This is a genomic window from Novosphingobium sp. BL-S-20 (assembly GCF_055521635.1).
Genome location: NZ_CM145494.1, coordinates 1,759,983 through 1,779,922 on the forward strand (window position 1 = coordinate 1,759,983; position 19,940 = coordinate 1,779,922).

17 protein-coding genes are annotated in these 19,940 nt (G+C 65.5%); 3 read left to right on the plus strand and 14 right to left on the minus strand.

Annotated elements, in window-relative coordinates:
- Window positions 1-221: 221 nt before the first annotated feature.
- The gene (locus ACZ1II_RS15980; RefSeq protein ID WP_465144626.1) at window positions 222-734 is read left to right on the plus strand and encodes an N-acetyltransferase family protein; all 513 of its coding nucleotides are present in this window, start codon (window positions 222-224) and stop codon (window positions 732-734) included.
- Window positions 735-837: 103 nt separating this feature from the next.
- On the opposite strand, the gene lpdA is transcribed toward ACZ1II_RS15980, so the two are convergent.
- Genes lpdA through ACZ1II_RS15995 form a run of 3 tightly spaced genes read right to left on the minus strand, consistent with a single transcriptional unit; the run spans window position 838 to window position 3,953 of the window.
- Window positions 838-2,253: a dihydrolipoyl dehydrogenase gene (lpdA, locus tag ACZ1II_RS15985; protein WP_465144627.1), complete on the minus strand. Its 1,416-nt coding sequence runs from the start codon at window positions 2,251-2,253 to the stop codon at window positions 838-840.
- A 4-nt stretch (window positions 2,254-2,257) separates the two neighbouring features.
- Window positions 2,258-2,638: an acyl-CoA thioesterase gene (locus ACZ1II_RS15990; protein WP_465144628.1), complete on the minus strand. Its 381-nt coding sequence runs from the start codon at window positions 2,636-2,638 to the stop codon at window positions 2,258-2,260.
- Between the two features lies 1 nt (window position 2,639).
- Window positions 2,640-3,953, minus strand: a complete 1,314-nt coding sequence (locus tag ACZ1II_RS15995) for a pyruvate dehydrogenase complex dihydrolipoamide acetyltransferase (protein WP_465144629.1) — start codon at window positions 3,951-3,953, stop codon at window positions 2,640-2,642.
- Window positions 3,954-4,118: 165 nt separating this feature from the next.
- On the opposite strand from ACZ1II_RS15995, the gene ACZ1II_RS16000 reads away from it, so the two are divergent.
- Window positions 4,119-4,574: a universal stress protein gene (locus tag ACZ1II_RS16000; protein WP_465144630.1), complete on the plus strand. Its 456-nt coding sequence runs from the start codon at window positions 4,119-4,121 to the stop codon at window positions 4,572-4,574.
- 234 nt (window positions 4,575-4,808) lie between these two features.
- Here the strand turns inward: ACZ1II_RS16000 and rnr are convergent, their stop codons facing one another.
- From rnr to radA, 11 genes are all read right to left on the minus strand, one after another.
- Complete coding sequence (gene rnr, locus ACZ1II_RS16005) at window positions 4,809-7,061, minus strand: ribonuclease R (RefSeq protein WP_465144631.1); 2,253 nt, start codon at window positions 7,059-7,061, stop codon at window positions 4,809-4,811.
- A 72-nt stretch (window positions 7,062-7,133) separates the two neighbouring features.
- Complete coding sequence (locus tag ACZ1II_RS16010; protein ID WP_465144632.1) at window positions 7,134-8,009, minus strand: sulfite exporter TauE/SafE family protein; 876 nt, start codon at window positions 8,007-8,009, stop codon at window positions 7,134-7,136.
- Between the two features lie 154 nt (window positions 8,010-8,163).
- Complete coding sequence (locus tag ACZ1II_RS16015) at window positions 8,164-9,522, minus strand: M28 family peptidase (protein ID WP_465144633.1); 1,359 nt, start codon at window positions 9,520-9,522, stop codon at window positions 8,164-8,166.
- A gap of 54 nt (window positions 9,523-9,576) precedes the next feature.
- A complete protein-coding gene (locus ACZ1II_RS16020; RefSeq protein ID WP_465144634.1) occupies window positions 9,577-10,161 on the minus strand; it encodes a DUF805 domain-containing protein in 585 nt (194 codons plus the stop codon).
- A gap of 20 nt (window positions 10,162-10,181) precedes the next feature.
- Window positions 10,182-11,720, minus strand: a complete 1,539-nt coding sequence (proS, locus tag ACZ1II_RS16025; RefSeq protein ID WP_465144635.1) for a proline--tRNA ligase — start codon at window positions 11,718-11,720, stop codon at window positions 10,182-10,184.
- A 101-nt stretch (window positions 11,721-11,821) separates the two neighbouring features.
- Complete coding sequence (phaR, locus tag ACZ1II_RS16030; RefSeq protein WP_465144636.1) at window positions 11,822-12,382, minus strand: polyhydroxyalkanoate synthesis repressor PhaR; 561 nt, start codon at window positions 12,380-12,382, stop codon at window positions 11,822-11,824.
- Window positions 12,383-12,485: 103 nt separating this feature from the next.
- On the minus strand, window positions 12,486-13,535 hold the full coding sequence (gene alr, locus ACZ1II_RS16035; protein ID WP_465144637.1) for an alanine racemase: 1,050 nt from the start codon (window positions 13,533-13,535) through the stop codon (window positions 12,486-12,488).
- Window positions 13,525-15,153 (minus strand): MFS transporter, encoded by a 1,629-nt coding sequence (locus tag ACZ1II_RS16040; RefSeq protein ID WP_465144638.1) that lies wholly within the window; start codon window positions 15,151-15,153, stop codon window positions 13,525-13,527. Before ACZ1II_RS16040 ends, alr begins: the two co-directional genes overlap by 11 nt.
- Window positions 15,154-15,213: 60 nt before the next feature.
- A complete protein-coding gene (locus tag ACZ1II_RS16045; protein WP_465144639.1) occupies window positions 15,214-15,633 on the minus strand; it encodes an iron-sulfur cluster assembly scaffold protein in 420 nt (139 codons plus the stop codon).
- Window positions 15,633-16,157, minus strand: a complete 525-nt coding sequence (locus ACZ1II_RS16050) for a CvpA family protein (protein WP_465144640.1) — start codon at window positions 16,155-16,157, stop codon at window positions 15,633-15,635. The genes ACZ1II_RS16045 and ACZ1II_RS16050 overlap by 1 nt, the downstream gene beginning before the upstream one ends.
- An 11-nt stretch (window positions 16,158-16,168) precedes the next feature.
- Window positions 16,169-17,545 (minus strand): DNA repair protein RadA, encoded by a 1,377-nt coding sequence (gene radA, locus ACZ1II_RS16055; protein ID WP_465144641.1) that lies wholly within the window; start codon window positions 17,543-17,545, stop codon window positions 16,169-16,171.
- A gap of 71 nt (window positions 17,546-17,616) precedes the next feature.
- Between radA and ACZ1II_RS16060 the strand changes: the two genes are divergently transcribed.
- Window positions 17,617-19,917, plus strand: coding sequence for a patatin-like protein (locus ACZ1II_RS16060; RefSeq protein WP_465144642.1), 2,301 nt, complete (start codon window positions 17,617-17,619; stop codon window positions 19,915-19,917).
- Window positions 19,918-19,940 lie beyond the last annotated feature (23 nt).

The following is a 19,940-nucleotide window of genomic DNA, read 5'->3' on the forward strand; positions in this document are numbered from 1 at the left end:
TCGTTTCCGGCGGAATTGGGAGCCGCCGTTTCCCCGATACCTTAACCGATGAATCGGCGAGCGCCACCGTCTTCCGGCGGCTTGTCTCGGCAGCGGGACATAAACGCCCGCCTGTGTTAGCCTTCGCGCCTCCGGCGGGCGGCGGCGATGATCTCGATCAAGGCGCGGCGTGCTGGAAAGGCTTATGAATCCGACACCTGGAATAAGTGGAGTCTCAATCCATGTCCCTGAATGACGCCATCACGCTGCCCACCCGCTCGGGCATCGCGCTCGACGTTCGCCCGGCCCGGGAAAGCGACGCCGAGGCTCTCACGCAGTTCTTCGGGCAGGTGACCGACGACGACCGCCGCTTCCGCTTCTTCGCGGCGGCAAACCGCGTGAGTCCGCAGCAGATCGCGCCGATCGTCAAGGCGGATCATTACCAGACCGAATCGTGGCTGGGCTTTTCGGACCGCGGAGAGATCATCGCCTCCGGTGTGCTCGCCTTCGACGATGAGGGCGATACCGCCGAAGTGGCGATTTCCGTCCGTGCCGATCACAAGGGCAAGGGCGTGGGCTGGGCCATGCTCGATTTTCTCGGTAAGCAGGCCGAGACGCGCGGCTGCAAGCGCGTGATCGCGATCGAGAGCCGCGAGAACAGCGCCGCTATCGAAGTGGAGCGGGACAAGGGCTTCGAGCCGGAGCCTTTCGACGGCGATCCGACGCTGGTGCTGCTGTCGAAGTCCTACGACTAGGAAAGCCCGGCGAGCCGCAAGGATTTACCCCGTTCGCAGCGGACACAGCAAAAAGGGCGGGTCCGCAAGGACCCGCCCTTCTCGTTTCGCGTCTGATCGCGGCTCAGATGTGGAGCGCGCGTCCGTAAGCGGCGAGAACCGATTCGTGCATCGCTTCCGAGATCGTCGGGTGCGGGAACACGGTCTGCATCAGCTCCGCCTCGGTGGTCTCCAGCGTCTTGCCGACGACATAGCCCTGGATCATCTCGGTCACTTCCGCGCCGATCATGTGGGCACCCAGCAGTTCGCCGGTCTTGGCGTCGAACACCGTCTTCACGAAGCCTTCCGGCTCGCCCAGAGCGATTGCCTTGCCGTTGCCGATGAACGGGAAAGTACCGGCCTTGACGGTGTAGCCCGCTTCCTTGGCCTTCTCCTCGGTCATGCCGACCGATGCGATCTGCGGGTGGCAGTAAGTGCAGCCCGGAATGTTGTTCCGGTCGAGGCCGTGCGGGTGCACGTCCTTGTTGCCGAGTTCCTTGGCGATCGATTCGGCGGCGGTAACGCCTTCATGGCTGGCCTTGTGGGCGAGCCACGGGCCGGGCGTGCAGTCGCCGATGGCCCAGATGCCGGCGGCATTGGTGCGGCCATAGTCGTCGATCTGGATGAAGCCGCGGTCGGCCTTGATGCCGAGCGTTTCGAGGCCGATCTCCTCGGTGTTGGGCACGATGCCCACGGCCGAGATGACATGGCTGAAATCGTGCTCGACGACCTTGCCGTCCTTGCCCTTGATCTTGGCCTTCACGCCCTTGTCGGTGGCGGTGATCGCCTCGACCCCGGCGCCGGTCATGATCTTCATGCCCTGCTTGGTGAGCGCCTTTTCAAGGAACGCCGAGACGTCCTTGTCCTCGACCGGCACGATCCGGTCGAGCATCTCGACGACCGTGACGTCCACGCCCATGTCGTTATAGAAGCTGGCGAACTCGATGCCGATCGCGCCCGAGCCCATGACCAGCAGCTTGCTGGGCATCTCGGACGGGGTCATCGCGTGGCGATAGGTCCAGATGCGCTTGCCGTCGGCCTTGGCGAAAGGCAGTTCGCGGGCACGCGCGCCGGTGGCGACGATGATGTGCTTCGCGGAGAGTTCGCTGGTCTTGCCGTCCTTGTCGGTCAGCGCCAGCTTGCCTTTGGCCACCAGCTTGCCGGTGCCCATGTGGACGGTGATCTTGTTCTTCTTCATCAGGTGCGTGACACCTGCGTTGAGCTGGGCTGCAACGCCGCGCGAACGCTTGACGATGGCGGCGAGGTCGGCGGTGATGTTGTCCGCGGCCAGGCCGTAGTTCTTGGCATGCTGCATCTGGTGGAACACCTCGGCCGAGCGCAGCAGCGCCTTGGTCGGGATGCAGCCCCAGTTGAGGCAGATGCCGCCGAGCAGCTCGCGCTCGACGATGGCGGTCTTCAGGCCCAGCTGGGCGGCGCGGATGGCCGCGACATAGCCGCCGGGGCCCGAACCGAGGACGATGACGTCGTAGGTATCAGCCACTGTCTTACTTCTCCTGATCGATGACGCGCGATTTACCGAATTCGTTCACCGCGACGAAGGTGAACACGGCCTGCGTCACCTTCACTTCTTCCTCTTCGTGCCGATGCCGGCGCCAGGCCTCGATGGCGATGGTCAGCGAAGTGCGGCCCACGCGCTGGATCTCGCCGTAGACCGAGACTTCGTCACCTACCTTTACGGGCAGGTGGAACTGCATGCCGTCCATCGCCACCGTCACCGCGCGGCCGCGCGAGCGACGGGCGGCGATCAGGCCGGCACCCATGTCCATCTGGCTCATCAGCCAGCCGCCGAAGATGTCTCCGTAGGCATTGGCGTCGGCCGGCATGGCCGTGACCCGGATCACCGGGTCACGTCGTGCTTCGGCCATTTCAGGCGACCATGCTGAGCGGCGTTTCCACGTATTCGCGGAAAGCGGCCATCAGGCGCGCACCGTCTGCACCGTCCACCGCGCGGTGGTCGAAGCTGCCGGTCGCGGTCATGACGGTAGCCACGCCGAGCGTGCCGTCGGGCAGGACCCAGGGACGCTTGTCGCCCGCGCCGATCGCCATGATGGTCGACTGCGGCGGGTTGATGACAGCCGAGAACTGCTTGATGCCCATCATGCCCATGTTCGAGATCGAGGCGGTGCCGCCCTGATACTCGCCGGGAGCGAGCTTGCCTTCACGCGCACGCTTTCCGAGGTCTTTCATGTCCTTGGCGATCTGCGAGAACGACTTTCCACTGGCGTCGGTCACGATCGGGGTGATGAGGCCGCCCGGGATCGAGACGGCGACCGAAACGTCGGCGCGCGCGTACTTGATCAGCTCGTTGCCGGCGAAAGTCACGTTGCACTCCGGCACGTCCACCAGGGCGCGGCCGAGGGCCTTCACGAGCATGTCGTTGACCGAGACCTTGACGCCCTGCTTTTCGAGCATGGAGTTGATCTCGCCGCGCAGGGCCAGCAGCTTGTCGAGGTTGACATCGACCGAGAGGTAGATGTGCGGCGCTTCCTGCTTGGACTGGGTGAGGCGCTTGGCGATCGTCTTGCGCATGCCCGAGAGCTTCTCGACCGAATGAGGAACGCGGTCGTCGAGCAAGGCGCGGGTTTCGGGCGCCATTTCGACGGCCGGAGCCTTGGCTTCGGTCGCGACGGGGGCAGATGCAGCCGGAGCGGCGGCGGGCTTGGCGGCACCGGCTTGCGCGCCTTCGACGTCGGACTTGACGATGCGGCCGTTGGGGCCGGAACCCTTCACGGTGGCAAGGTCGACGCCCTTGGCGGCGGCGATGCGCTTGGCGAGCGGCGAGGCAGCGACGCGGCCTTCCTTCGAAGCGATGGCGGCAGGCGCAGGCGTAGCGGCGGCGGGAGCCGGAGCGGCTTCGGCAGCATCGGGGGCAGCCTTGGGCGCCTCGGTCTTGGCGGGAGCGGCGGCAGGCGCGGCGGAAACGGCGCTGGCATCTTCGCCTTCACCGACGAGGACGGCGATCACGGTGCCGACCTTCACGCCTTCGGTACCCTCGGCCACGAGGATCTTGCCGATGACGCCTTCGTCGACGGCTTCGAACTCCATGGTGGCCTTGTCGGTCTCGATCTCGGCCATGATGTCGCCGGAGCTGACGGTGTCGCCTTCCTTAACCAGCCATTTTGCCAGTTTTCCCTCTTCCATAGTGGGGGACAGGGCGGGCATCTTGATGTCGATTGGCATGGAAGCTTGTGTGTCCCTTGTTTTCCTTGGGGAGGTATGCGGGGTCCGCCTTTCCTTGGACAAGTTGTCGCACACACACAAGCGCCTTCGCGATCCTTTTTTCGCATTCGTGATGGCTTGCACCCCGTCCTGAATAGCCCGATAAGCCGGATCGAGAGGAAACCCATGCGCATCTACCTGGTCATCGTCGACGAAACGGAAGAAGCGCTGGTCGCGCTGCAGTTCGCCGCGCGCCGCGCCGCAAAGACCGACGGTGCGCTCCATCTGCTCGCGGTGGTGCCGCCCCAGCCCTTCAACGCTTTCGGAGGGGTTCAGGCGACCATCGAGGAAGAAGCCCGCGCCCGCGCCGAGACCCTGGTGACGGCGGCGGCCGGAAACCTTTTATCACAAGGCGCTAAGATGCCGGCCATCTCCGTCCGCATGGGAGAGGACATCAAGATCGTGCGCGAGTATCTGAAGGAGCACGGCGAGGTTTCCGCACTCGTGCTCGGCGCGGCGAAGGAAGGTGGACCTGGGCCGCTGGTCACGCACTTTACGGGTGCGGGGCTTGGCCAGATGCCCTGCCCGGTCTTCGTGATTCCGGGGACGCTCGATGCCGATGCGATCGAGCGGCTGAGCTGAATGCGGCATCTGCACTAACGCCGACAAACCTCGATTAAATTTCTGTCGTCCCAACAAAGGCCCCCCGCTGTCTTGGCAACTTCTCTGCTGGTGCAAGAGAAGCGGGGTCCCCGCCTTCGCGGGGACGACGGGGTGTAATGGGTCAGTTCGGGTCTAAGCCTAGGCCCAAGTTCAGGCTCGACCTCGGCCTAAGGCTCTGACCCTAAGGTCAATCGCCGCTGCCCTGTTTCGCGCTTACTTCTTCTTGCGCCCCTGATGCCTGATATTCCCCGGACGTCCGCGCGGTGAAACGAAGTGCTTGCCCTTCTTCTTGAGGGGAACGGGCTTGCCGCGCTGCTCGATGCGACCGCCGCCCTCTTCCAGCTCGAACTTCAGCGCGCCGGTCAGCGGATTGGCCTCGGCCAGGCGCAGGCGCAGGATCTGGCCCATCGCGAAAGTAGTGCCGGTCTGCTCGCCTTCGAGGACCTGCGCCTTCTCGTCATAGGCAAAGCGCTCGTCGCCCAGCGTCGAGACCGGCACGAGGCCGTCGCCGCCAAGGCCGATGATCGTGGCGAAGAAGCCGAACTTCTGCACGCCGGTGATGCGGGTGTCGAAGACTTGCCCGACGCGTCCCGAGAGCCAGGCGGCGACATAGCGGTCGATGGTCTCGCGCTCGGCCTCCATGGCGCGGCGCTCGGCATTACTGATCGCTTCGCTGACGCGGCCGAGATCGTCGCGGTCGCGATCGGAGAGGCCCGACAGCGCGGGGATATCCCCCTCCGGCTTCGGCTGCTCCAGCCCATAGGCATCGACGAGCGCGCGGTGGACGAGAAGGTCGGCGTAGCGCCGGATCGGCGAGGTGAAGTGGGCATAGGAACCCAGCGCGAGGCCGAAGTGGCCCTCGTTGCGCGGGCCGTAATAGGCCTGGGTCTGGCTGCGCAGCACCGCTTCCATGATGAGCGCCTTCTCGCTCTCGTCGGCGATGTCCTTGAGCATGCGGTTGAACAGGCCCGGGGTGATGACCTGCCCCAGCGCCAGCTTGCGACCGAAGGTAGCGAGATAGTCCTTGAGCGCGGTCAGCTTCTCCCGGCTCGGGGTCTCGTGGACGCGGTAGACGACCGGCGCGACTTTGGCTTCGAGGGCCTTGGCGGCGGCGACATTGGCGGCGATCATGAAGTCCTCGACCACGCGGTGCGCGTCGAGCCGCTCGCGGATGGCGATCTCGGTGATGCGGCCCTGCTCGTCGAGCTTCACCCGGCGTTCGGGCAGTTCGAGTTCGAGCGGATCGCGCGCGGCGCGGGCAGCCGCCAGCAGCTTCCAGCAGGCCCAAAGGTCCTGGAGATGCTGCGGCGCGCGGCCCTCGTCGATGCGGGCCTGCGCTTCTTCATAGGCGACCACTTCGTCGATTCGAACGAGCGCGCGGGTGAAGCGCCATTCGGTGACTTTGCCCTGCCCGTCGATCTTCATGTGGCAGGCCATCGCCGCGCGATCTTCGCCCGAGCGCAGCGAGCATACGTCGGCGCTCAGCACTTCCGGCAGCATCGGCACGACGCGGTCCGGGAAATAGACGGAGTTTCCGCGCTTGCGGGCCTCGCGGTCGATATGGCCGCCGGGGCGGACGTAGAACGAGACGTCGGCAATCGCGACGAGCGCGTCGAAACCGCCCTCCTCGTTCGGCTTGGCCCAGATGGCATCGTCATGGTCGCGCGCGTCCGAAGGGTCGATCGCGACGATGGGAAGATGGCGCAGGTCCTCGCGCTTCTCGTGACTGAGCGGCATCTTCGCCGAAGCCTCGGCCTCGGCGATGGTCTCGCCGTCGAAGTGGTTGGGAATGCCGTGCTTGTGGATCGCGATCAGACTGAAGGCCTTGGGCGCCAGCGGCTCGCCGAGCACTTCGGTGACCTTGACCGAAGGGCGCGCGGAGCGGCCGATCGGTTCGGCCAGCACCAGTTCGCCCTTCTCGGCGCCGCCGAGGTCGGAAATCGGCGAGGAATTGCGGATGCGCTTGTCCACCGGCGCCAGCCAGGGCTTGCCGGCACCGTCTATCTCGACGACGCCGAGCATTTGTTCCGACCGCAGCATCAGCTTTTTCATCGGATAGGCGCGCCATCCGGTCTGCGTCTCTTCAGTGCGCGCCAGCACGCGGTCGCCCTTGCGCAGCGCCGAGCGGCCTTTCTCGATCAGGCGGATGCGCGGCGGCGGAGTGGCGTCGTCCGGCGTCCAGGTGTCGGGAATGGCGACCGGCTCGCCTTCGCTCACGTCGATCACGCGCAGCACCGTGACCTTGGGCAGGCCGCCCATGCGGTGGAAGGCGGTGCGCTTGCCGTCGATCAGGCCTTCCTCGGCCATGTCCTTGAGCAGCGCTTTCAGCTGGATCTTCTCATGCCCCTTCAGGGCGAATTCGCGCGCGATCTCGCGCTTGCCGATGGGGTCGGCCGAGTTCTGGATGAGGTCGAGGATCTGCTTGCGCGACGGCAGGCCAGGTGCGGGCCGGTTCTTGGGAGGCATGGTTCCCGCCATGCGCCGGAATGGCCGTCATTGCAATGGTGCCGCAATGCGCGGCGCCATTCCGGGGCAAAGTCAGGGCTGCTTTGCCACCGCTTCACCGGTAATCGATACGGACTGCGCGGTAGTCGGCGCCGGGGCATGCTTCTCCCCGGCGTTTGCCTTGAGGAAAAGCTGCCATGACGACACTGCCAGCACGCAGGCCAGCAAGGGCTGGAGAATGCGGTCGGAAGCGTGCGACGACAAATAGCTGCCGATCACCACGCCCGGTATCGAGCCGACCAGCAGCACGGCCAGAAGCGCGAAGTCCACATCGCCGATGATCCAGTGGCCGAACCCGGCGATCAGCGCCAGCGGCACGGCATGGGCGATGTCGGACCCGACGACACGGGCGACCGGCAGCTTGGGGTAGAGCACCAGCAGCACGGTCATGCCGATGGCCCCTGCCCCCACCGAGGAAATGGAGACCGCGACGCCGATCGCCGCGCCCAGCAGCACGGTTCCGGCCAGCACCCGCGAACGGGGCCGGGCCGGGTCGATGTCGTTAGCCAGCTTGAGCAGTGCCTTGCGGCAGATCACCGCGACGGCAGTGACGCCCAGCAGCACGGCAAGCGAAGTCATGATGAGATGCTCGGTGGAATTGCCGATCTTGCCGAACCACGACAGGAACCCCAGTGTCAGGATCGCCGCCGGAACGCTGCCGCAGGCCATCCGGCGCACGATCCGCCAGTCCACCGTCTCGCGCTTGCCGTGAACCGCCGAACCGGCGATCTTGGTCATCGCGGCGAACAGCAGGTCGGTGCCGACCGCCGTCTGCGGACTGACGCCGAAAAGCAGCACCAGCAGCGGCGTCATCAGCGAACCGCCGCCAACGCCGGTCAGCCCCACGAGCACGCCGACGAGCATGCCCGCAATGACGTGCAGGTAATCGAAATGCTGCGTCAGTGCCATGATTGCCCACCGTTACTCGAAATCGCGCTTAGCCTGTCGTGCCGGGGCCTTTCATGACGGGCGCCGGTCCGACAACAAACATTTACTTGCCCCCGTGCCAGCAAGTCTCGCGCGGGGCTGGCTCCAGCCCGGTAGAATTCAACCATCGGCAGGATCAGGGCAACTGGGCAAGCGGAGTAAACCCACCGCCCGGAAGGGCAGCGGCGATCGGAGAGACGCTGCCGTCCGCCGAGATCGAGCGGACGCCGAGAATCCAGTCGTCTCCGCGGAAACCGTCGAGCTTGACGCGGGTCTCGGTGGTGCGCGCAACCATCGGCTGCGCTTCCCATTCGGGGGCATCGGTGCGGCGGCGCCAGACCGAATAGGCAGCGGCCCCGGCGATGGGCTTCCAGGTCACGTCGGTCCAGGTCTTCACCGCCGCATCGGCGGTGGCGGTGGGCGGCATCGGTGCAGCGGCGAGTGCGGCCAGCGCAGCGATGTTGAGGCGCGTCACCTTGGCGAGATAGGGGAAGTCCATCTCGTCGATGGTGTCGCCGTACCTGATGCCGTTTTCTACGCGCAAGTCCTGATGCTGGTGCTCGTAGTCCTCGATCGCGACCGAGAAGCGTACCGCAGGATTGCCCTGTTCGAGGAACGGCAACTGGTCGCCGCCCCGTCCCATGCGGTCGGCGCGCCAGACCTGCCTCACGGCCAGATCGCCCTGCACGCCGCCTGCCAGTTCGGCGATGAAGCGCGAGATGTTGCGGCCCGGACTGTCGTTCTCGCCGCCGAAGCGGCGGGCGTCGGCGCGGGTCTTGTCGGTGGCGTCGGCGCGCGGGCCTTCCGAGAAGAGGCGCACGCTCTTGTCATCGACGAGGCCGTCGGAACCGTGGGTGCCGCCGACGATGTCGTTGTTGAGCACGGCCTTCACCGTCCAGCCCTGCTGCTTCGCGTAATCGGCCAGGAGTTTTCCGCCGTAGAGGCCCTGCTCCTCGCCGGAAAGCGCGGCATAGACGATGGTCGAGGCGAATTTGCGCTTCGAAAGCACGCGGGCCGCTTCGAGGACGAGCGCAGTGCCCGAACCGTCGTCGTTGGCGCCGGGAGCGTCGCTCTTCACGTCCATCACGTCAGTGACGCGGCTGTCGATATGGGCTTCCACGATCACGACCTCATTCGGTCGCTCGGTGCCGCGCTGGATTGCAACGACGTCGACCATCTTCACCGGGACCGGGATGCGGGTACCGCTGACCATCGCCTCGGGCATGACCACTTCCAGGCAATTGCCGCAGGCCTTCGAGGTCTTGGCGAACTCGGCGGCGGCCCAACGGCGGGCGGCACCGATGCCGCGCTTGGGGTCGGTGTCGGAAGAAAGCGTGTGACGGGTACCGAAGGAGACCAGCTTGGCGACGTCCGCGCGCATGCGGGCTTCGGAGACTTCGCCGGAAGTGGATTTCTGAGGCGAATCAGCCGCATCGGCCGGAAGACTGGAAAGGATCGTGGCGGAAAGCGCGGTCGCGACCAGAATCTTGTTCATGAAGGCGCTTGTCACGCCGGAGTGCCCGCTTGGCAAGATCAGAAACGCAAGACCTCAGAAGCGGACGGGCGCTTCTCCATAGCGGTTCGGCCCCGGATTGGATGGCCAGACCCCGAAGATTATGACGATCAGGATCGCCGCGTAACCGAGCAGACTGGCGGCCACCATCTTGGATTGCATGGCGAATGCGGTCTCCAAATTATCCGCCGAGACACGCTGCATGGTCGAGACGATTTCATCCATCCTGGACCAGACGATCGCCTTGGAGGTCAGTGACAACAGGAAAGTCAGCAGCGAAATCCAGCCCGGCTTGCCGGAATCATGCAGCCGCCGCGCAAAGGAGGCCAATAGAAGCAGCCCCGCCGTGAGCGACACGATGGTCGAAAGCGTCATCGAAGTGCGCATGTACCCGGCCATCTGGGCCATGATGCGGGCATTCATGTCATCGCCCGAGACGCCCTGCTGTGCAGCAACGAAGGCGCCCTTCATGATCCCGCCCATCATCGGCATGGCGATCGCCATGCCCACGGCGTACTGGATCACGACGAGGAAGAGGACGTAGAACCAGAAGGTCTGCCGCGCATCGCGGCCCCCGAAGTTCAGCAGGTTCGTCAGATTGTACTTGATCGATCCCAGCACGCCCTCTTCCTCCTTTCAGATCAGTAGGATCTCGCGACGTAGATACGCTCTACTGCCGGATCGCCGGTGAACACACAGTTACCGGAGACGGGAGCTGCATCGAGCGGCGTGTTGCGGATGGTCAGCTTGAGTGCCTTCAGCTTCTGGACGACGGCTTCGAGTGCCGCTCCGGTCGGGCGCGACCATTCGACTTCGACCCAGCCCGGATAGCGCTTGTCTTCCGAGAAGAAGGCGGCCAGCTCGTCGAAGCTGGCGGCGCGGGAGATATTCGCTTCCAGCTTACCCTTGGCTTCGGCGAAGAGCGCGGTCTGGATATCCTCGATCTCGGTCACGGCGCGCGCAACGAAGTCTTCCTTGGCCATGCCCACGAAGTTGGCCTTGGCTGCCTCGTTCCAGAGCTTGTCGCGGCGCAGCATCGAAACCTGACCGCCCGCAGCATCGCGGCCGCCGATTTCGAGGATCAGCGGCACGCCCTTCTTGACCCAGGCCCAGCGCTTCTGCGTGGCCTTGCCCGGACGCTTGTCGAGCAGAACGCGCAGCGGCTCATTCAGCGTGAACTGCGTGACGAGCGCCTTGCGCAGTTCCTCGCAATAGGCGAGCAGCGCTTCGTCCTCGTCGTTGTCGCGCAGCATCGGCAGGATCACGATCTGGTGCGGCGCGATCATCGGCGGCACGCGCAGACCATCGTCGTCGCCATGGGTCATGATGACGCCGCCGACCATGCGGGTCGAAGTGCCCCAGCTGGTCGTATGCGCGTACTGCTGGGTACCTTCCTTGTCCTGGTACTGGATGCCCGCCGCTTCGGCGAAGCCGGTGCCGAGGTAGTGCGAGGTGCCCGCCTGGAGCGCCTTGCCGTCCTGCATCATGGCTTCGATCGAATAAGTCGCGACGGCGCCGGGGAAGCGTTCGTTCTCGGGCTTTTCACCGGCGATCACCGGCATGGCCAGCTCGGTCTCGGCAAAGTCGCGGTACATTTCGAGCGCGCGCAGCGTCTCGGTCATGGCATCGTCGCGGTTCGCGTGGGCGGTGTGCCCCTCCTGCCAGAGGAACTCGCTGGTGCGCAGGAACATACGGGTGCGCATTTCCCAGCGCACGACATTCGCCCACTGGTTGACCATGAGCGGCAGGTCGCGCCACGACTGCACCCAGCGCGCCATGGCCGCGCCGATCACCGTTTCCGAAGTCGGACGGACGATCAGCGGCTCTTCCAGCTTCGCTTCGGGATCGGGAACGAGACCGCCCTTGCCGTCGCCGACGAGACGATGGTGGGTGACGACCGCCATTTCCTTCGCGAAGCCTTCGACGTGCTCGGCTTCCTTGGCGAAGTAGGAGAGCGGAATGAACAGCGGGAAGTAGCAGTTGGTGACGCCGGCAGCCTTTATGCGGTCATCCATCAGGCGCTGGATGCGCTCCCAGATGCCGTAGCCCCATGGCTTGATGACCATGCATCCGCGAACACCCGATTCCTCGGCCATTTCGGCTTCGGAAATGACTTCCTGGTACCACTGGGCGAAGTCGTCCTCGCGCTTGGTGGAGAGGGCGTGGCGAATGGCGGACACGGGTGCTTCTTCCTGAACTGAGCGATGCAACGGACCATCCGTTGCATTACGGGCAAGTCGCGGCGGGTTTTACGCGCCGCGAAAGCACCTCGCGCAGACCCTTATTTACCCAGCGCGTCAAGCCTCTTCTGGATTTCTGCCATCTGATCGCGCAGCGCGGCGAGGTCTCCGGCGTTCTCTGCAGCAGGAGGTGCCTTAGGTTCGGGCTTCTCGGCACCGGGCATGAAGGCGGAGGCGGCGGCCTTGAACATGGCCATGTTCTGTTCGGCCAGCTTCGCCAGCGGATTGTTGCCCAGGCTGTCCTCGAACGCCTTGTGCAGCTTGGTCTGGTTGGCCCGGAAGTTGTCCATCGAGGCCTCCAGGTAGTGTGGCACCAGCGACTGCATCGAATTGCCGTACATGCTGATGAGTTCTCGCAGGAAGTTGACCGGGAGCATCTGCTCTCCGTTCGATTCTTCCTCCATGATGATCTGCGTGAGGATCGTGTGGGTGATATCGGTGCCGGTCTTGGCATCGAGCACTTTGTAATCGACCCCTTCGCGGGTCATCTTCGCGAGATGGTCGAGCGTGATGTAACTCGACGAACGCGTATTGTAGAGGCGACGGTTCGCGTATTTTTTTATGATTACCGTGTTGTCGTCATGCGACGCCGTTTCAGCCATTGCCAATCCCCAATCTGCCTAATTTCCGGCCTGTACCGCACAAGTTACCACCCCGGGTTGTCGCAACGCAACACAAATTGCTGCGCAGCAAAACTCTGGAGGATTACCCCTCGCGGCCGAACCGACGTCCCAGCAGGGTAAGCAGTTCGTATTGGGAAAGCCCGGAGGTGGCAGCGGCCTCGGGAAGAGCATAGTCCGCCGCGATCCAGTCGCCCTCGCCCACGTCCGGCGCATGGGTCAGGTCGACGACCGTGAGGTCCATGCTGACCCGGCCGAGCACCGGCAGCTCGTGCCCCTTGGCGTGGAACAGGCCCTTGCCCGACCAGCAGCGCAGATAGCCGTCCGCATAGCCCAGCGCGATGGCGCCGACCCGCATCGGCGCGGGCGCGGTGAAGGTGGCATTGTAGCCGATCGTCTCGCCTGCGGGCACCTCGCGGACCTGGAGGATCGCCGCTTCGGGACGGACCACCTGCCGCAAGTGCTTCTCCATGTCCGCGCGCGGAATGCCGCCGTATAGAGCGATGCCGGGGCGGGTCAGGTCGCCGTGATAGTCGCTTCCGAGCGCGATCCCGGCGCTATTGGCAAGGCTGGCGCGGGCATGGCGCACTTGCCTGCGCGCTTCCTGCCAGCGCGCGCATTGCGCGGCATTGAGGTCGGTCTCTTCCTCGGCCGAGGCGAGATGCGAGAGCAGCACGTCGATATCGAGCGCGGCGACCGCCTCGTCGCCCAGCTCCTCCAGGCGGATGCCGAGCCGGTTCATGCCGGTATCGACCATCAGGTGGCAGCGCCCACCCCCCGCTTCGGTCCAGCGCCGGGCCTGCGCGAGCGAGTTGATCACCGGCGTCACGCCGGTCGCGCGCGCGAAGGCGGCATCCTGTGCGGTCAGCGGGCCGTGCAGGACCGACAGTGCGGCGGGGCTGACGCAATCGAGCAGGTCTTGGGCCTCGCCCCAGTGGGCGACGAAGAACTCGTGGCATCCGGCGGCATGGAGTACCGGAACCACCTGCCGCGCGCCCAGACCATAGCCGTTGGCCTTTACCGCCGCCCCGGCGCGGGCGGTTCCCGACAGGCGATCGAGCGCCAGCCAGTTGGAGCGCAGCGCGTCGCGGTCGAAAGCGAGACGGAGGGCGGAAGCAGGAAATTCAGGAGACATCTTCACCATAATCGCGCGGAGGGCCGCCCCGCAGCCCCCAGAGCGAGACGGCAAGGGCAACCGCGACAACGCCCCAGGTGTACCAAAGACCCTGATAGGGATTGCCGCTGTTTGCGATCATGTAGCTGGAAATCAGCGGAAGGAAACCGCCAAAGTACCCGGTGCCGAGATGATATGGGATCGACATCGAACTGTAGCGGATGCGCGGCGGGAACATCTCCGAGAGCAGCGCGGCCACCGGACCGTAAGTCGCGCCGGACAGTGCCATCATCAGCAGCAGCGTCGCGCCGATCGTCAGGGCGTCGCCGATGGCGGGGCGTACTTTGGCGAAATCGTAGCCGGCATCGCCAAGCCATTGCTGCAACTGCGCGGAGCGCGCCTTGCGGTCGTTCCACGGGTAGTTTTCGAGTGGCAGAGCGCGTCCGCCCACTTGAAGCACGAGTTCGGGGGCCTGGGAAAGCCGATAGGAAACTCCGGCTCCGGCAAGGTCGCCCAGAAGCCTGCCGCAGCGGCTCGCCTGCTCGGCGCGGAACGGGTTGTAGTCGCAGTCCGGTCCGACGACGAAGATTGGTGCGCGTTCGGCAGCGCGGGACAAGGCCGGATTGGCGTGGTTTCCAATCGTCCAGAAGGCCGGGAACAGCAGCACAAGTGTCAGCGCATAGCCCCAGACGATCGGCTTCTTGCGCCCGATCCGGTCGGAGAGGCTGCCGAAGATCACGAAGAACACCATGCCGAGCGCCGCCGCGCCGCCGACGATGAGTTCGGCCGCCGTATCCTCCATGCGCATCGCCCCTTTGAGGAAGCTCAGGGCCGAGAACATCGCGGTGTACCAGATCACCGTTAGCCCCGCCGCGATGCCGAAAAGCGCGATGAAAATCCGCCTAAGATTGCCCGGATAAGTGAAACTCTCGATGAAGGGATTTCCGGAGACCTCCCCCTCATCCCGCATGGCTCTGAACACCGGGCTTTCCGAGAGCTTGAGGCGCATCCACAGCGATATGGCGAGCAGCGCGATACTTAGCAGAAAGGGAATGCGCCAGCCCCAGGCCTGCCACAGGGCGTCGCTCATCGCCGCCTTGCAGCCGAGCACGACGATCAGGCTGAGAACGAAACCGCCGACGACGCTCGCCTGGATGAAGCCGGTGTGGAAGCCGCGACGTCCGGGCGGCGAATGTTCCGAGACATAGATTGCCGCGCCGCCGTATTCCCCGCCGAGCGCCAGTCCCTGAAGCACCCGCAGGAGCAGGATCACCGCCGGAGCGGCAAGGCCGATAGTGGCCGCCGAAGGGATAAGGCCGACGCCGGCCGTCGCCACGCCCATCAGGGTTACGGTCACGAGGAAAGTGTACTTGCGCCCGAGCCGATCCCCCAGATAGCCGAACAGCACGGCGCCGAGCGGGCGGAAACCGAAGCCCACCGCGAAGCCAGCCCAGACCAGCAGCGTCTCCAGCGTGGCATTGCCGGAGGGGAAGAAGGTCTTGCCGATGATCCCGGCCAGCGTTCCGTAGATGAAGAAATCGTACCACTCGAACACCGTGCCCATCGAGGACGCGGCGATCACCAGTCTGATGTCGGACACGCTCGGCCCTGCCGGATGCTCCGGAGTTTCCCCTGCCATTCCCAGTTCCCCCTCCGGCCCCGGTTTCGAGGTCCGTCAGCGGGAAATCTAGCTTCGGTCTCAGCCGCTGGAAAGCGCGCGTTTGGCGGCATGCCAAGGGAGTAGGACCGCGCCGTGCCGCGCGGGATAGTCGCGTGCTTTGGCAATCGTTTCGAGACCGGGCCAATCGGGCAGCGCCCCCTCGCCCGAGAGCCAGAGCGCGATCGCCTCACCCGCCTCCTGCAAGGCTTGCGAACTGCGTCCTGCCGCAGCATCGGCGAAAATCGCAGCGGCGGCCTGGCCGATGGCGCAGGCCTGGCTGCAGATGCCGATGCGCTCCACGGTGCCTTCCTCGGCCAGAGACAGTCCCAGAGCGATCGTCGAGCCGCAACTCTGCGAGCGTGCCTCACCCTTGAGGGGCAGCGTCTCGTCCCAGGGATAGGCGGCAAGCCGGATCGTCAGGCCAAGCACATCGGGGGTATAGAGCACGGTGGCGGACATCAGCCCGCTTCCGCCGCTTCGGCTTCGCGCGCTTCGCGGCGGCGCTCGGAAATCATCTTCACCAGCGCCTCGCTGCTGGCGTTGACGAAGGGATAAGTCCGCGCCTCCTTCATCCATTCGGGGCGCCCTCCCGGTCCCCATACGGTGTCGTAACCGAGCACTAGGACCGAGAAGCCGAGGATCACGATGATGACGCCCTTCACCGCGCCGAAGCCGAAGCCCAGAACGCGATCGATCGGCCCGAGCACCGAGGCGCGGCTCTGCTTTCCGGCCCACCTGGCGACCAGCTTCACGACGATGAAGGGGACCAGCAGCAGGAGCGCGAAGGCGAGCACCGGCGTTGCCGTGCCGGAGCCGCTGTAAGGCTCAAGCCAGGCGGACAGCGGAGTATGCAGCGTCCGGATCGCAAACACCGCAAAGATCCACGCGCCCAGCGCCAGGATCTCCTGCACGAAACCTCTCAGAAATCCGGTGGCGGCACCCACGCCGACGAACACCAGAACAGCAATATCGAAACCGGTCATAGGGCCTCGAACTAGGCATCCGTCAGGATACGGTCAACGAGATTGGGCAGCATCGTCAAACCCGTGAACTGGATGCCCTTTGCCGTCTGTTCGGCATTGGCCCCGCCCGCGGGTCCGATCGCGCGCCCGAAACCGAGCTTGGCCGATTCGCGCTGACGGATCGATGAATGCGAAACCGGGCGGATTTCGCCCGCCAGCGAGACTTCGCCGAACCACACCGCGTTCTTGGGCAGCGGCTTGTCGCCGAGCGCCGAGATCAGCGCCGCCGCCACTGCAAGATCGGCGGCAGGGTCGGCGAGGCGATAGCCACCGGCCACATTCAGATAGACTTCGGCGCTGGAGAAATTGAGCCCGCAGCGCGCCTCCAGCACGGCCAGCAGCATGGCCATGCGGCCCGAATCCCAACCGACCACGGCGCGGCGCGGCGTCGCCCCGCTCTGGAGCCGAACGATCAGCGCCTGGATTTCCACGAGCACCGGGCGCGTGCCTTCCATGGCGGCGAAGACCGCGCTGCCCGCCATTTCCTCGTCGCGGCCCGAGAGGAACAGCATGGAAGGATTGCCGACTTCCGCCAGTCCCGCGCCTTCCATCGCGAAAACGCCGATCTCGTCTACCGGACCGAAGCGGTTCTTCAGGCTGCGCAGGATGCGGTACTGGTGGCTGCGCTCGCCCTCGAAGGCCATGACCACGTCCACCATGTGCTCCAGCACGCGCGGCCCGGCGATCGTGCCGTCCTTGGTGACATGGCCGACCAGCACCAGGGTGACGTCGTTCTCCTTGGCATAGCGGATCAGTTCGAAGGCGCAGCCGCGCACCTGGCTGACGGTGCCGGGGGCGCCCTCGATGGTGTCCGAATGCATGGTCTGGATCGAATCGATCACCAGCAGGGTCGGCGCTTCCATCATGCCGAGCGTGGTCAGGATATCACGCACGGACGTTGCCGAGGCGAGCTGGATCGGCGCTTTCGACAGCCCGAGCCGCTCCGCGCGCAGACGCACCTGCCCCGCCGCTTCTTCGCCGCTGACATAGACGACGCTGCCCCCCGCCATGGCGATATGGGCGGAGGCCTGAAGCAGCAGGGTCGACTTGCCGATGCCGGGGTCGCCGCCCATCAGGATCGCCGAACCGGGCACGAGGCCGCCGCCGAGCGCCCGGTCGAACTCCGCAAAACCGCTGGCGCGGCGCTTGGGCAATTCGCCCGGCGCGTCGAGCGGCGTGAACAGGATCGGCCGGCCGCCCGAGGACAGATCGTGCTTGGAGGAGAACACCGTCTGGGGCGTATCTTCCGCCAGCGTGTTCCACTCCCCGCAATCGGGGCATTGACCTTGCCAGCGGGAGGAAACGCCCCCGCAGGACTGGCAGACATATCGACGCTTGGGCTTTGCCATGCCGCTTCGATTATCCGGAACGGAATGAGAACGCAATTGCCTTTCCCAAGCAATCGCGGCAACATGGCGGAATGCGGCAAAAGGAACTGCGGATCGCGCTGGTCTGCTATGGCGGCATCAGTCTTGCCGTCTACATGCACGGGGTCACCAAGGAACTCTGGAAGGCGCTTCAGGCCAGCCAGTCGTTCTGGAGCGGAGGGGAAGCACCAAAGGGCACGGCAGCGGTCTACCGCAAGCTGCTGCAAAGGCTCGAATCGGGTAGCAACCTGCGGCTGCGCATCCTGACCGACATCGTCGCGGGTGCCAGCGCGGGCGGGATCAACAGCGTGTTCCTGTCTCAGGCGATCCACTCCGGCCATTCGCTGGAGCCGCTGACCGAACTCTGGCTGGAAAATGCCGATGTCGACGTGCTGCTCGCCCCCGAGGCACGGGCGCGCAGCCAGGTCACGAAATTCTGGGCGCGGCCGCTGGTTTCCTATCTGCTCCACCGGCCCGGCAATGCCGTCAGCAGCAGCGTCGCACCGGAAACGCGCGAGGAAGTACGCGAGAAACTGTCCCGCCTGATCCGCTCGCGCTGGTTCGAGCCGCCGTTCAGCGGCATCGGCCTCTCGCGCCTGCTCGCCGGGGCCTTTACCGCCATGGCCGAGAGCGAGGCCGGTCCGTCGCTGCTGCCGCACGGCCATCCGATCAACCTTTTTGTCACCGCGACCGACTTCAAGGGGCACCTCGAAACCCTGCGGCTGCATTCGCCGGAACTGGTGCTGGAAAGCGAGCATCGCCTCAGCATCGGCTTCGAAGCGCGTGCAGGCTCCCCTGCCCTTGCGGCGATGCCGGAACTGCTGCTCGCCGCCCGCTCGACGGCGAGCTTCCCGGGCGCCTTTCCGCCGCTCCAGATCGCGGAAATCGACGGATTGATCGCCGAACTCGGTATCGCCTGGCCGGGACGTGAAGCGTTCTTCCGCCGCGTGATGCCCGAGCACAGCCAGCGCGGCGATCTGGAGAACGTGGCGCTCATCGACGGATCGGTGCTCAACAACGCGCCTTTCGCGGATGCCATGGGCGTGCTGCGCGACCGTCCGGCGACCCGCGAAGTGGACCGCCGCTTCGTCTATATCGACCCCACGCCCGACCGGATCGGCGCATCGCTGCGGCAGGAGCGCAAGGCGCCGGGGTTCTTTTCGACGATCTTCGGCTCGCTGTCCTCGATCCCGCGCGAGCAGCCGATCCGCGACAATCTGGAAGCGCTCGAACGCGATTCGCAGGAGATGGCGACCTTGCGCGCCATCGTCCTCGCCATGCGGCCCGAGATCGAGGAGACCGTGGACCGCCTGTTCGGCAATACCTTCTTCCTCGATCGGCCGACGCCCAAGCGCCTCGCCGCGTGGCGCAACAAGGCGCAGCGGGCCGCGCTGGAACAGGCCGGGTTCGCCTATCACGGCTATGTGCAGGTGAAGTTCTCTGGCATCGTCGGCAAGCTGGCGCGGCTGATCCAGGAGGCGGCGCCGGAACTGGGCCTTTCCTCCAGCGAGCCGATCGCGCGGCGGCTGCACGATCACTTCGCCAGCATGGGGCTGGACCGCATTCAGGGCCTGAAGGCCGACGGTTCGCCCGGCATGATCCAGTTTTTCCGCCGTCACGACCTCGCCTTCCGCATCCGCCGCCTGCGGCTGCTGGCCCGGCGCGTCACCCAGGAGTGGCAGCAGGAAGCGGATGTCAGCGAAGCCGAGCGGGACAAGGCGCGCGAGGCGATCTACGCGGCGCTGGCGCTCTATCTCGACCGCGAGCCGGTCGCGGCCATGGGCGAGGATTTCCCGGCTCTGGCGGCTTGCGTGTTCACCGATCCCGGTGCGGCGGTGGATCACGTCGCGGCGGTCCGCAGCCTTTCCGAAATCGACGGGCAAGTGGACGTACTTCTGACCGAGGCGCTCTCGGAAATGCCGCAGGTGCTGCGGCGGCGGGTGCTACTCGCCTATCTCGGGTTCCCGTTCTACGACACCGTCACCCTGCCCCTGCTGCGCGGCGAAGGCCTGACCGAATTCGACCCGATCCGCGTCGACCGCATCTCGCCGGAAGACTGCCACATGATCCGCAAGGGCCCGGCGCTGCGCGGCACCGAGTTCTTCAACTTCGGCGCCTTCTTCAGCCGCGCCTATCGCGAGAACGACTATCTCTGGGGCCGCCTCCACGGCGCCGAGCGGATGATCGACCTGATTTCCTCCACGGCGGAAGGCGAGCACGCCCTGCTCGAAGGCGAACTCTGGGCCTTCAAGCGCGAGGCCTTCCTGGCGGTGCTGGAGGAGGAACAGGAACGCCTGACCGCCGATCCCGCGCTGGTGCAAAGCGTGCGAAACGAAGTGCTGCGCGGCGGCTGATCGAGAATAGAAAAACGCCGCCC

Excerpts from the sequence above, each read along its gene's own strand:
- phaR (WP_465144636.1), bottom strand. The coding sequence starts at position 12,382 with ATGGCTGAAACGGCGTCGCATGACGACAACACGGTAATCATAAAAAAA.
- ACZ1II_RS16040 (WP_465144638.1), bottom strand. The coding sequence starts at position 15,153 with ATGGCAGGGGAAACTCCGGAGCATCCGGCAGGGCCGAGCGTGTCCGAC.
- ACZ1II_RS16000 (WP_465144630.1), top strand. The coding sequence starts at position 4,119 with ATGCGCATCTACCTGGTCATCGTCGACGAAACGGAAGAAGCGCTGGTC.
- rnr (WP_465144631.1), bottom strand. The coding sequence starts at position 7,061 with ATGCCTCCCAAGAACCGGCCCGCACCTGGCCTGCCGTCGCGCAAGCAG.
- ACZ1II_RS16050 (WP_465144640.1), bottom strand. The coding sequence starts at position 16,157 with ATGACCGGTTTCGATATTGCTGTTCTGGTGTTCGTCGGCGTGGGTGCC.
- ACZ1II_RS15980 (WP_465144626.1), top strand. The coding sequence starts at position 222 with ATGTCCCTGAATGACGCCATCACGCTGCCCACCCGCTCGGGCATCGCG.
- ACZ1II_RS16060 (WP_465144642.1), top strand. The coding sequence starts at position 17,617 with ATGCGGCAAAAGGAACTGCGGATCGCGCTGGTCTGCTATGGCGGCATC.
- ACZ1II_RS15990 (WP_465144628.1), bottom strand. The coding sequence starts at position 2,638 with ATGGCCGAAGCACGACGTGACCCGGTGATCCGGGTCACGGCCATGCCG.
- ACZ1II_RS16015 (WP_465144633.1), bottom strand. The coding sequence starts at position 9,522 with ATGAACAAGATTCTGGTCGCGACCGCGCTTTCCGCCACGATCCTTTCC.
- ACZ1II_RS15995 (WP_465144629.1), bottom strand. The coding sequence starts at position 3,953 with ATGCCAATCGACATCAAGATGCCCGCCCTGTCCCCCACTATGGAAGAG.
- radA (WP_465144641.1), bottom strand. The coding sequence starts at position 17,545 with ATGGCAAAGCCCAAGCGTCGATATGTCTGCCAGTCCTGCGGGGGCGTT.
- alr (WP_465144637.1), bottom strand. The coding sequence starts at position 13,535 with ATGTCTCCTGAATTTCCTGCTTCCGCCCTCCGTCTCGCTTTCGACCGC.
- ACZ1II_RS16010 (WP_465144632.1), bottom strand. The coding sequence starts at position 8,009 with ATGGCACTGACGCAGCATTTCGATTACCTGCACGTCATTGCGGGCATG.
- ACZ1II_RS16045 (WP_465144639.1), bottom strand. The coding sequence starts at position 15,633 with ATGTCCGCCACCGTGCTCTATACCCCCGATGTGCTTGGCCTGACGATC.